The 12,078-nt window shown below is 70.9% G+C and carries 11 protein-coding genes; 7 read left to right on the top strand and 4 right to left on the bottom strand.

Translation table 11 applies throughout. From position 1 onward, the window contains the following. From ACWGH4_RS20265 to ACWGH4_RS20275, 3 genes are all read left to right on the top strand, one after another. Window positions 1–741, top strand: a 741-nt coding sequence (locus ACWGH4_RS20265; protein WP_453462650.1) for an SCO0930 family lipoprotein, incomplete at its 5' end; no start/stop codon positions are given. Between the two features lie 261 nt (window positions 742–1,002). Further along, on the top strand, window positions 1,003–1,812 hold the full coding sequence (locus tag ACWGH4_RS20270) for an SAM-dependent methyltransferase (RefSeq protein ID WP_453462653.1): 810 nt from the start codon (window positions 1,003–1,005) through the stop codon (window positions 1,810–1,812). After that, on the top strand, window positions 1,809–3,971 hold the full coding sequence (locus tag ACWGH4_RS20275; RefSeq protein ID WP_453462656.1) for a putative bifunctional diguanylate cyclase/phosphodiesterase: 2,163 nt from the start codon (window positions 1,809–1,811) through the stop codon (window positions 3,969–3,971). The genes ACWGH4_RS20270 and ACWGH4_RS20275 overlap by 4 nt, the downstream gene beginning before the upstream one ends. Here the strand turns inward: ACWGH4_RS20275 and ACWGH4_RS20280 are convergent. After that, on the bottom strand, window positions 3,941–4,861 hold the full coding sequence (locus ACWGH4_RS20280) for a LysR substrate-binding domain-containing protein (protein ID WP_441262181.1): 921 nt from the start codon (window positions 4,859–4,861) through the stop codon (window positions 3,941–3,943). The genes ACWGH4_RS20275 and ACWGH4_RS20280 overlap by 31 nt on opposite strands. 83 nt (window positions 4,862–4,944) lie before the next feature. On the opposite strand from ACWGH4_RS20280, the gene ACWGH4_RS20285 reads away from it, so the two are divergent. From ACWGH4_RS20285 to ACWGH4_RS20295, 3 genes are read left to right on the top strand one after another with little or no spacing between them, the layout of a single operon-like run. After that, window positions 4,945–5,670 (top strand): succinate dehydrogenase, encoded by a 726-nt coding sequence (locus tag ACWGH4_RS20285; protein ID WP_453462658.1) that lies wholly within the window; start codon window positions 4,945–4,947, stop codon window positions 5,668–5,670. Window position 5,671: 1 nt separating this feature from the next. Further along, window positions 5,672–7,615 carry a fumarate reductase/succinate dehydrogenase flavoprotein subunit gene (locus ACWGH4_RS20290; protein ID WP_453462660.1) on the top strand — a complete coding sequence of 648 codons (1,944 nt, stop codon included), beginning with the start codon at window positions 5,672–5,674 and terminating at the stop codon, window positions 7,613–7,615. Then, window positions 7,612–8,358: a succinate dehydrogenase/fumarate reductase iron-sulfur subunit gene (locus ACWGH4_RS20295; RefSeq protein WP_453462663.1), complete on the top strand. Its 747-nt coding sequence runs from the start codon at window positions 7,612–7,614 to the stop codon at window positions 8,356–8,358. The genes ACWGH4_RS20290 and ACWGH4_RS20295 overlap by 4 nt, the downstream gene beginning before the upstream one ends. Here the strand turns inward: ACWGH4_RS20295 and ACWGH4_RS20300 are convergent. The 3 genes from ACWGH4_RS20300 to ACWGH4_RS20310 all read right to left on the bottom strand — a co-directional run bounded on the left by ACWGH4_RS20300 (window position 8,348) and on the right by ACWGH4_RS20310 (window position 11,235). Then, entirely contained in the window at window positions 8,348–9,367 is a 1,020-nt protein-coding gene (locus ACWGH4_RS20300) for an MBL fold metallo-hydrolase (protein ID WP_453462666.1), read from the bottom strand. The genes ACWGH4_RS20295 and ACWGH4_RS20300 overlap by 11 nt on opposite strands. Window positions 9,368–9,475: 108 nt before the next feature. Next, window positions 9,476–10,243, bottom strand: coding sequence for an alpha/beta fold hydrolase (locus ACWGH4_RS20305; RefSeq protein WP_453462669.1), 768 nt, complete (start codon window positions 10,241–10,243; stop codon window positions 9,476–9,478). 95 nt (window positions 10,244–10,338) lie between these two features. Further along, the gene (locus ACWGH4_RS20310) at window positions 10,339–11,235 is read right to left on the bottom strand and encodes a serine hydrolase (protein ID WP_453462674.1); all 897 of its coding nucleotides are present in this window, start codon (window positions 11,233–11,235) and stop codon (window positions 10,339–10,341) included. 36 nt (window positions 11,236–11,271) lie between these two features. Between ACWGH4_RS20310 and ACWGH4_RS20315 the strand changes: the two genes are divergently transcribed. Beyond that, window positions 11,272–12,078 (top strand): LysR family transcriptional regulator (locus ACWGH4_RS20315; RefSeq protein ID WP_453462671.1); only part of this gene is annotated, 807 nt, incomplete at its 3' end.

Consider the following 12,078-nt stretch of genomic DNA (forward strand, 5'->3'; position numbering starts at 1 on the left):
AGCAAGGAGCTCGGCAAGGTCCTCGCCGACAGCGCGGGGCTCACCCTCTACCGGTTCGACAAGGACACCGCGGAACCGCCGAAGTCGAATTGCGAAGGCGACTGCGCGAAGACCTGGCCGGTCGTCGCCGCCGGCGGCGCCTCCGCGGCCCCCGGGGTCGACCCGTCCCTGATCGGCGAGGTCACCAGGGCGGACGGCACCAAGCAGCTCACCATCGGCGGCTGGCCGATGTACCGCTACGCCAAGGACACCAAGGCAGGTGACGTCAAGGGCCAGGGTGTGGGCGGCACTTGGTACGCGGCCGCCCCCGACGGCAAGAAGGCCGCACCGGGCGCCGGCGGGGAAGCGGGCGGCGACGAGGGCACGGAGCCCGCCGACCTCGCGGGGCTTTCCGTACGCAAGGACCCCAAGCTCGGTGAGATCGTGGTCGACAAGAACGGAATGACCGTCTACCGCTTCATGAAGGACTCGGCCTGGCCGATGAAGACCGCCTGCACCGGCGACTGCCTGAAGAAGTGGCCGGTCGTGGAGCCCGTCGACAAGAACGACACCGTCGGGATCCTCAAGAAGGGCTTTGTCACCTTCGACCGGCCCGACGGGATCGAGCAGCAGACCATCGACTGCTGGCCGATCTACACCTTCGCGGGCGACTCCAAGCCGGGTGACACCAACGGCCAGGGCGTCGGCGGCACCTGGTACGCCGTCTCGCCCGAGGGCAAGCCGGTCGGAGCGCCCAAGTAGTCCCCACGCTGCGCCTCCGGCCAGCGTCGGCCCGCCCCACGCCCCTCCGCGTGACGGCGGGCCCGACGCATGTGCGGGAGCGTTTGCCGGACGCATGTGACGACGTCGCGTTCCGGTGGCGCATGACGAACAGGTGTGACCAAGAACGGACCGCTAATTTCCGTTTGGGGTCGCCCTCTTGGCGGGCGATCAGTAGCCTCGGCTCGAACACTGGCCATGGACATGGCCGAACTCCCCCGTGGCGACTTGTTGGAGACATCGATGGAGCGTCCCGCCTGGGCCCCGCAGGGCATCGACATATCGGTGCCGAGCGTGTCCCGCATTTATGACTTCTACCTGGGCGGCTCCCACAATTTCGAGGTCGACAGGGCGGCCGCGCGCAGGGCCATGGAGTTCATGCCGGGACTCCCCAAGATCATGCAGGCGAACCGTGCCTTCATGCGCCGCGCCGTCAATTACGCGGTGGGCGAGGGCATCACGCAGTTCCTCGACATCGGCTCCGGCATTCCGACCTTCGGGAATGTCCATGAAGTCGCCCGCAGGGCAAGCCCCGAGGCGCGGGTGCTCTACGTGGACCACGACCCGGTCGCGGTCGCGCACAGCCGGGCCGTCCTCGACGGGGACACGCAGTCGGACGTCGTCGCCGCCGACCTGCGCAAGCCGCGGGAGATCCTGGGGAGCCCCGAGGCGAAACTGCTGGACCTGGAACGGCCCGTGGCGCTGCTCCTCGTCGCCGTGCTGCACTTCCTCACGGACGAGGACGAGCCGTGGCAGGCCGTGGCCGAGCTGCGGGACGCACTGGCGCCCGGCAGCCTGCTGGTGATCACCCACGCCTCCTTCGAAGGCATCCCCCTCCCGGACGAGCAGGCCGGTGGCACGGTCGGTGTGTACCGGGACATCCGCAATCCGCTCGTGATGCGATCGCGTGAGGAGGTCGGCCGGTTCTTCGACGGGTACACCATGGTCGAACCGGGCCTCGTTTCCATGCCGGACTGGCGGCCCGACGGGCCCGTCGACCAGGAGGATCCGTACGCCTTCTCCGGCTTCGCCGGGGTGGGGCGCAAAGGGTGAGGCAATCGTCACGGGCGTCCGGGTCCGAGGGGGACACGGACGTGCTGGAGGACCGGCTCAGGCGGTTCGCGACCATCTGGAGCCGTGCCATCTTCCCCGCTACGGCAACGTCGCTCACCCGGCCCGAGTTCGAGCAGCACCTGCTGCCGCTCGCACGGGAGTTGAACAGCGCCCTCCATGCCCGCCCCTTCACCGCACAGCCCGCGCAGCAGGTGGGGGCCGCCCTGGTCGGCGCGCACTGCACCGACCCTGACGCACTCAGCCGCACCCTCGGCGTCGTCGACGCCTACCTGGTGCTCTACTGCGGCGACCCCGGGCAGACCGCCGAGGAGAACCGGGCCCGCTGCGCCCGCCTCCAGCACGCCCTCGCCGCCGGCTTCGCCCAGGCGCTGCGGGAACGGACGCTGGCCGAGCAGGAGTCCATCGCCCGCTCGTCGCTGCTGGCGCGCAGTGAGGCGCTCCAGGCCATGCATGCCACGGAGGCACGCTTCCGCGCGGTCTTCGAGGGCGCCGCGATCGGCATCGGGATCGCCGACCTCGAGGGCAACGTGCTGGAGGTCAACGACACGCTGACCCAGATGTTCGGCGGTCTGGAGAACCACGTCCGCGGGCGCAAGGTCACCGACTGGGCGCACCCGGAGGACCGGCCGCAGGTCTGGAAGCTGTACCACGAGCTGGTGACCGGGGAACGCGAGCACTACCGGGTCGAGAAGCCGTTCTACCGCAACGACGGCACCGTCCTGTGGACCAATCTCACCGTCTCCCTGCTGCGCGACGCCGACGGGGAGCCGCAGTACCAGCTCGCGCTGTTCGAGGACACCACGGAGCGGCGGCTGCTCAATCTGCGCCTGCGGTACGAGGCCACGCACGACGCGCTGACCGGTCTGCCCAACCGGACCCTGTTCTTCGAGCGTCTCGAGAAGGCCGTCGGCGCGGCGGCCGGCACCCGCTTCGGGCTGTGCTACCTCGACCTTGACGGCTTCAAGACCATCAACGACAGCCTCGGCCACGCCACCGGCGACCGGCTGCTGGTGGAGGTCGCCGACCGGCTGCAGAGCTGCGCCACCGCGCCGGGCGAGATGGTCGCGCGGCTCGGCGGCGACGAGTTCGTCGCGCTGACGACCGGGCCCGACACACAGAACGCCGTGGACGAGCTGGCCACCCGCATCCTGGGCGCCCTCGCCACCCCGATTTGTGTCGACGGGCGGGAGTTCACCGTCCGCGGCAGCATCGGCATCGTGGAGGGCCCGGCCGGGGAGCGCACCAGTGCGGAGGTGCTGCGCAGCGCCGACATCACCATGTACCGCGCCAAGTCCGCGGGCGGCAACCGCTTCGAGATCGCGGACCCGGAGGCCGACGCCCGCGCGATCACCCGGCACGGGCTGACCAACGCGCTGCCCGCCGCCCTGGAACGCGGTGAGTTCTTCATCGAGTACCAGCCGCTGGTGCACCTCGGCGACGGCAGCGTGCACGGCGCCGAGGCGCTGGTGCGCTGGTGCCATCCGCAGCACGGGGTGCTCGGCCCCGACCGGTTCATACCGCTCGCGGAACGCACGGGGCTGATCGTGCCGCTCGGCCGCTGGGTGCTCCAGGAGGCCGTACGCCAGGCCAGGTTCTGGAGCAGGCGGCACACGGACGGCGGCCCGCTGCGGATCAACGTCAACCTCTCGCCCGCCCAGCTCCAGCATCCCGGGCTGGTGGCCGACACCGTCGACGTGCTCGAGCGCTCGGGTCTGGAACCGGGCGCGCTCTGTCTGGAGGTCACCGAGTCGGCGCTGATCGGCGCCGACGAGGACCGGCTCAAGCCGCTGCGGCAACTGGCGGAGATGGGTGTCGACATCGCGCTCGACGATTTCGGAACCGGGTACTCCAACCTGGCCAACCTGCGCCGGCTCCCGGTGAGCGTGCTGAAGCTGGATCGTTCCTTCACCCAGGGCATGCAGCGTCATCCGGCCGACCCCGTCGACCTGAAGATCGTCGAGGGCATCGTGTCCCTCGCGCACAGCCTGGAGCTGGCCGTCACGGTGGAAGGGGTGGAGACCGGCGCCCAGGCCGAGCAGCTGAGGGAACTCGGCTGCGACACCGCGCAGGGGTGGTACTACGCGCGGCCGGGCGCACCCGACCGGATTCACACGCTGGTGATGGCCGACGCCGTCTGACCTCCCGCGGCGGCCAACGAGTCCAGCAGCACCCGCTGCAGCTCGCGGGCCGCCCGGGGCGGCGCCACATCGCTGCGGTGCGCCAGCGCGACGGTCCGGCGCAGGCCGGGACCGGCGAGCGGGGTCACCCGCAGGTCGCCGCCGGCCCGCTCGGCGACCGTGCGGGGCACGACGGCGACGCCGAGCCCGGCCCGTACGAAGCCGAGCACCGCGTCCATCTCGCCGCCCTCCACCGTGAAGGTCGGCTCGAACCCCTCCGCCCGGCAGGCGGCGACGGTCAGCTCCCGCAGGTCGTAGCCGTGCCGGAACATCACCAGCGGCTCGCCGGCGAGGTCGGCGATCCGCACCGGACGGCGGGGCGCCCGGGCCTGCGGCGACGACACCACGACCAGATCCTCCTTGAGCAGCTCGACGGTGGTCAGCGCGGGGGACGGCGACGGCAGGGGCAGCACGACGAGGGCGAGATCGAGCGAGCCGCGGGCCAGCTCCCGCACCAGGTCGTGCGAGCCGGACTCCTCGATCAGCAGCTCGATACCCGGATGCAGATCGTGGAAGGTGCGCAGCACCTCGGGCAGCAGGCCCGTGCACAGGCTCGGCGTGGCCCCCAGCCGCACCCGCCCGCGGCGCAGCTGGGCCAGCTCCTGGACCTCGCGGCGGGCCGTGTCGGCGTCGGCGAGGATGCGCCGCGCGAGGGGGAGCAGGGTCTCGCCCGCGTCCGTGAGGGCGATGTTGCCGCGGGCCCGGCCGAACAGGTCCGCCCCCAGCTCCTTCTCCAGCGCTCTGATCTGCTGGGACAGCGACGGCTGCGAGACGTGGACGCGCTCGGCGGCACGCGTGAAGTGGCGGGTCTCCGCGACGGCGACGAAGTAGAGGAGCTGCTGCAGCTGCATCCGGCCACGATAGACCATGCCTATGGACATGAGCTGGATCATGTCTTGGACCTCTGGACCCCTCCCGCCCTAGCGTCGACGGCATGGCACTGGGAACGAGGACGGAAGAGAAGCAGCCGAGGACGGACGGGCGACCGTCCGGCATACGGCTGTTCTGGCGGTCCACCGTCGGCAAGAAGACGGTCATGGCCGTCAGCGGCCTGATCATGCTCGGTTACCTCGTCGCCCACATGATGGGCAACCTCAAGATCTTCTTCGGGGCGGACGAGTTCAACGCGTACGGGCACTGGCTGCGGACCATGGGCGAGCCCGTGCTCCACTACTCCTGGGCCCTGTGGCTCGTGCGGGTGGTGCTGCTGCTGGCCGTCGTCGGGCACGGCGTCGCCGCCTACCAGCTCAGCCGCCGCGACATCGCGGCACGCCCGGACAAGTACGTGCACCGGAAGCGGCGCTCGAGCTACGCCACGCGCACCATGCGCTGGGGCGGGATCATCCTGGCGCTGTTCATCGTCTGGCACCTGCTGGACCTGACGACCCTCACCGTCAACGAGAACGCCCAGCCCGGCCACCCGTACGAGAACGTCGTCGCCACGTTCTCCACGTGGTACGGCAACGTCGTCTACATCGTCGCGATGCTCGCCGTCGGACTTCACATCCGGCACGGCTTCTGGAGCGCCGCACAGACCCTCGGGATGGGCAACGCCACCCGCGACCGCATCCTCAAGACCATCGCCGACGGGCTGGCCCTGCTGCTCACGGCCGGCTTCCTCTCCGTACCCGTCGCCGTCATGACCGGAGTCGTGAGCTGACATGGACTACCTCGACCACACGACCGGCGCGCCCCTCGTCGACACCAAGGCGCCACAAGGCCCCGTCGAACAGCGCTGGGACCGGCGCCGCTTCGAGGCGAAGCTGGTCAACCCCGCCAACCGCCGCAAGCACACCGTCATCGTCGTCGGCACGGGCCTCGCCGGCGGCGCGGCGGGCGCCACCCTCGCCGAACAGGGCTACCACGTCGAGCAGTTCTGCTACCAGGACTCGCCGCGACGGGCGCACTCGATCGCCGCGCAGGGCGGCATCAACGCCGCCAAGAACTACCGCAACGACGGCGACTCCGTGCACCGCCTCTTCTACGACACCGTCAAGGGCGGCGACTTCAGGGCCCGCGAGTCCAATGTGCACCGCCTCGCCGAGATCTCCGTCGAGATCATCGACCAGTGCGTGGCCCAGGGCGTCCCCTTCGCCCGCGAGTACGGCGGCCTGCTCGACACCCGCTCCTTCGGCGGCGTCCAGGTGTCCCGCACCTTCTACGCCCGCGGCCAGACCGGCCAGCAGCTCCTGCTCGGCGCCTACCAGGCACTCTCCCGCCAGATCGCGGCCGGCACCGTCACCATGCACCCCCGCACCGAGATGCTCGATCTGATCGTCGTCGACGGACGGGCCCGCGGCATCGTCGCCCGCGATCTGATCACTGGCCGGATCTCCACGTACTTCGCCGACGCGGTGGTCCTCGCGACCGGCGGCTACGGCAACGTCTTCTACCTGTCGACGAACGCCATGAACTCCAACGCCACCGCCGTCTGGCGGGCCCACCGGCGCGGGGCCTGGTTCGCCAACCCCTGCTTCACCCAGATCCACCCCACCTGCATCCCGCGCACCGGCGACCACCAGTCCAAACTGACGCTGATGAGCGAGTCGCTGCGCAACGACGGCCGCATCTGGGTGCCCAAGGCCCGTGGCGACGAGCGGCCGCCCAACGAGATCCCCGAAGACGAACGCGACTACTACCTGGAGCGGATCTACCCGTCCTTCGGCAACCTCGTCCCCCGCGACATCGCCTCACGGGCGGCGAAGAACGTCTGCGACGAAGGACGCGGCGTCGGCCCCGGCGGGCAGGGCGTCTACCTGGACTTCGCCGACGCGATCAGGCGGATGGGCCGCGAGAAGGTCGAGGAGAAGTACGGCAACCTCTTCGAGATGTACGAGCGGATCACCGCGGAGAACCCGTACGAGGTCCCCATGCGGATCTACCCCGCCGTGCACTACACGATGGGCGGCCTGTGGGTCGACTACGACCTGCAGACCACGATCCCCGGCCTCTTCGCCATCGGTGAGGCCAACTTCTCCGACCACGGCGCCAACCGCCTCGGCGCCTCCGCCCTGATGCAGGGCCTCGCCGACGGCTACTTCGTCCTGCCGTCCACCATCAACGACTACCTCGCCCGCGGCACCTTCGACGCCGTCGGCGCCGGCCACCCCGCCGTCGCGGAGGCCGTCGCAGAGGTGGAGGACCGGCTGAACCTGCTGCTCGCCGTCGGCGGCGACCGCACGCCCGACTCCTTCCACCGCGAGATCGGCGAACTCATGTGGGAGTTCTGCGGAATGGCCCGCACCGACGAAGGACTCCGCAAGGCGCTCGACCGGATCCCGCAGATCCGCGAAGAGTTCTGGCGGCGCATCAAGGTGCCGGGCACGGGCGAGGAGTTCAACCAGTCGCTGGAGAAGGCCAACCGCGTCGTCGACTACCTGGAGCTCGCCGAGCTGATGTGCCTCGACGCGCTGCACCGCACCGAATCGTGCGGCGGCCACTTCCGGGAGGAGTCCCGGACCCCGGACGGCGAAGCCGCTCGCAAGGACGACGAGTTCGCCTACGCGGCCGCCTGGGAGTTCACGGGCACCGGCGCCCCTCCCGTCCTGCACAAGGAAGACCTGGTCTTCGAGTACGTCCACCCCACCCAGCGGAGCTACGCATGAAGCTCAACCTGCGCATCTGGCGGCAGAAGAACGCCGACACCCCCGGCGCCATGGCGACCTACGAGGTGGACGGCATCTCGTCCGACATGTCGTTCCTGGAGATGCTCGACACCCTCAACGAGGACCTGATCCTGCGCGGCGAGGAACCCGTCGCCTTCGACCACGACTGCCGAGAGGGCATCTGCGGCGCCTGCTCCCTCGTCATCAACGGCGACGCCCACGGCCCGGAACGCACCACCACCTGCCAGCTCCACATGCGTTCCTTCCGCGACGGCGACACCATCGACGTCGAACCGTGGCGGGCCTCGGCCTTCCCGGTCGTGAAGGACCTCGTCGTCGACCGCTCCGCCTTCGACCGGATCATCCAGGCCGGCGGCTACATCAGCGCTCCCACCGGTTCGGCCCCCGACGCGCACGCCACTCCCGTGCCCAAGCCGGACGCCGACCTCGCCTTCGAGCACGCCGAGTGCATCGGCTGCGGGGCGTGTGTGGCGGCCTGCCCCAACGGCTCCGCGATGCTCTTCACCTCCGCCAAGGTCAACCACCTCAATGTGCTGCCCCAGGGCGCCCCGGAGCGTGAGACCCGGGTGCTCGACATGGTCGCGGCCATGGACGACGAGGGCTTCGGAGGGTGCACGCTCACCGGGGAGTGCGCCACCGCCTGCCCGAAGGGGATCCCGCTGCCGTCCATCGCCGCGATGAACAAGGAGTGGCTGCGCGCCACGCGCAAGGTCAGGCGGTGACCGCCGGCCGCATGTCGGCGCCATAGAGGGTCTCGTAGTCGGGCACGACGATCCTCGAGGTGGGCGAGAGCGTACGGACCAGGTCCGTGAAACCGTCCAGGTCCATGACCGGATCACGCTGCGGCGGCAGGCTCAGCGGCCTCTCGAAGTTGTCCCAGTGGACCGGGACGACGGTCGCGGGGTCGCCGAGCGCGCCCAGCAGCCTCTCGAGGTAGCGGTACGTCGCCGTGCTCGACGGGGTGGCGGCCATCAGCACATCGGGTCGCAGCCCGCTCGCGGCCCGCTCCTCGAAGTCGCTCGCGCCCATGAGGAAGACCGACGGGCCGCCCTTCACGCTCACCTGGAAGGCGAGCGTGTCGCCCTCCGGCAGATCGGAGATCGTCCGCGGCGCACGGCGCGGCACGGCGTTCAGCGTGCCCGGCGCGAAGTAGGACCACTTGGCGTTACGGCTGTGCCGGCTCGCGACGACCTCCACCGTGAAGCCGTCGAAGTCGAGCATCTCGCCGCCCTTGACCACGCTGATCTGCCCGGCGTCCACGCCGAGCGCCCGCAGCACGTGGTACGTCGTCTCGGTGCCGATGACCCGGGCGCCCGTCGAACGCGCGATATGGGGTACGTCGTTGATGTGGTCCCAGTGGGTGTGGCTGACCAGCACCAGCTCCGGGCTGCCCGCGTGCCGTGTCACCAGCTCCTCGTCGCAGAGCAGCGGGGTGGCCGCGTCGAAGCTGCCCTTCGGGCCGAACAGGCCGGTCGGGAAGCGTGTGATGTACGGGTCGAACAGGACGGTCCGGTCGCCGATCCCGATGCGCCAGCCCGAGGTGCCGAGCCAGCGCAGGGTCGCGGAGCCGGCGGGTACCGCGGCGGCCTTCCGGGACCCGGCCGTCGAAGCAGCCGCTGCCCCCGCCGGCAGCAGCGGCGCCGCCGCACCGAGCGCCGCTCCGCGGAGCAGGGTCCGCCGCACGAAGCTCCTCCGGCCGCCGTGCTGAGGGCCGTTCATGGGGTCACTCATGTGCTCACTCGTGTGTTCGCTCATGAGTCAGAGGAGATCAGGCGCGGGCGGGTCCCGTCCAAGACCGTTGCGGCGCACCACCGATACCCGAATGGGCATGACTGCTTCTCAGCTCGCCAGCGCCTCAGCGGTGGCGCGGACGAACCCCTCCGGGTTGTCCAGCATGATGTTGTGTCCGCAGTCCGGTATCGCGACGACGGACACCCCGGCTTCGGTGAGTGCGCCGGCGCCCGGGAGGGGGCCGTCGGCCTCGGGCAGCAGGAAAGTGCGGGGAATCCTCAGGTCCAGGAGGAGCTCGCGCATGGTGGGCACGGTGCCGCCGGTCAGGTGGACCGCGCTGCGATGCAGTGCCTCAAGGCCGGCGAGGCGCATCGTCGACCACCAGTGGGGGCCGACCCGGTCGCGGACCTCCTTCCATCCGTCCGCCAGAAAATCCTGCTCGGAACGGGCGGCGATGCCGCTGCTTCCTGCGGAAGCGGGCCTGCGCGGGAGCGGGTCGAGATTGGCGTCGATCAGCACCAGGCGGGAGACCAGGTCGGGATGCCGGGCCGCCAGGACGATGGCCACCGAACCTCCCATGCTGTGCGCGATCAGCTCCGCGCCGGTGACGTCGGCGGAGGTCAGGGCCACGGCGAGCGCGTCCGCGTGGGATTCCAGGGTGTAGTCGAAGTCCGTCGGCCGGTCGCTGATGCCGTGACCGAGCAGGTCGATCAGCAGCGAACGGCGGCCGGCCAGCAGAGGATGAACCGCGACCTCCGTGAAGTAGGCGGGCGAAGTGGCACCCAGACCATGCACGTACACGCGTGGCGGCTCCTGGCCCGGCAGTTCGACCCAGCGGATCCGGTCGCCTTCGGGTGTCACGGTGGCACTGCGCACAGTCTGCTCCCCTGCAGTCAAGATCGTGGAGAGACGAGAGTAGCCACGAGAGCCGGGTGCCCCGCTCTCGCCCGCCGATACGGGCCCATCGCGGGTCAGGACCGGTGCTCGGGCTCGAGGCCGCGCAGCAGGTCCACCGCCGTCCGGGCCGCCGCGCCGATCGCCACGTCCGTTTCCGTATGGTTCGCCTGCAGCCCCGGAGTGCGGGCGAACACGGCCACCGCGTACCTGCCTCCGTCCGGGTACTCGGCCACCCCGACCTCGTTGTGCAGTCCCGGCAGGGTGCCCGTCTTGGCCGCGACGCGCACGCCGTCGCCGAACCCGGCGGCGAGCCGGTGGCGGAAGACCTGGCGGCCCATCAGGTCCCGTACCTGCGCGCATGCTTCGGGCGGTCCCGCCTCGTCCCGCCACACCATCCGGAGCAGGCGCGTCATCTCGCGCGGCGTGCTCGCGTTCGTACGTGCCGGGTCGTACACGCCGAGGCCGCGGACCTCGGCGGCGGACAGCGTCGGGAAGACCGCGGCGAACTCCCGCTCGTCCCGCGCCCCCACCTCGTCGAGCATCGACTCCAGCACCTGACGGGGCCCGCCCACGATCCGGGTGCTCGCCAGCCCGAGCTCCTTCGCCAGCATCGCCACCGTGTCCGGACCCACCCGCTCCATCAGCAGGTCCGCGGCCGTGTTGTCACTCACCGCCATCGCGAAGTGGGCGAGGTCGCGCAGGGACAGCTCCACGTCGTCGAGACAGCCCCCGGTGCCCCAGCCGCCGAGGCGCCGCTCGGACGTCACCCGGACCCGCTCCCGGGGATCGAGCTGGCCGGCGGCCGACTGGCGGGCGAACTCCAGGACGAGCAGCACCTTGAACACCGAGGCTACGACGACCGGTTCATCGGCGCCGTATCCCGCCTCGCCGGGGCCGTCGATGTCCACGGAGTGCAGGAAGCCCTCGGCTCCCGCCCCGGCGAACACCGCTCGCAGTCTCTCCTCGATCAGCATTCGGCCACCGCTCCTGTCGCCTAGGGTCGTCCCGTGGATCTCCTGCGCCACTTGCGTATCTTCGTCGTTGTGGCCGACGAGTTGAACTTCGGGCGGGCGGCCGATCGCCTCGGCATGGCCCAGCCGCCGCTCAGCCGTGCCGTGCGCAAGCTGGAGGACGAGCTCGGCGCGGAACTCTTCGACCGTTCACGGCGGCAGGTGCAGCTCACCCCGGCCGGGTCCGTACTCGTGGACCAGGCGCGGGATCTGCTGTCCCGTGAGGAGCGCACCAGGGCGCTCGTCCGTCGTGCCCGCGACGGCGGTCTCGGCACGCTGCGCGCGGGCGTACCGCCCGACACTTCCGCGGCGGTGCTGGGGGCTCTGGTCGCCGAATGCGGGGAACGGGCCCTGCGCGTCGACCTCCAGGAGCTGACGACGGACGAGCAGCTCCGGCTGCTGGCCTCCGGGGGGCTCGACATCGGTCTCGTCCAGCAGCCTGCGGACGTCAGCGGCCTGGAGCTGGGACCGGAGACCCGGCTCGAGCTGGGTGTGGTGCTGCCCCGCACCTCGCCCCTCGCCCGGCTCCCGGAGGTCGCGCTGGCCGACCTGGCAGGCCAGGACCTCGTCCTCTTCCCGAGGGCCTCGGCCCCCGGCTGGTACGACACGACTCTCGAGATCTGCCGTGCCGCCGGCTTCGTTCCCCGTACGGTGCGGCAGGCCCGTAACCCGGAGTTCCTCATCGGCCTGGTGGCGGCCGGCCACGGAGTCGCCTTCGACCAGGGGCCGGTGGCGCGCAAGGAGCCCAGGGTGCTCTGGCGGCCCCTCGCGGGCCGGCCGCTCGCGCAGCGGATCCGAGCGGCC

The sequence above is a fragment of the Streptomyces sp. NPDC054847 genome, assembly GCF_053610925.1.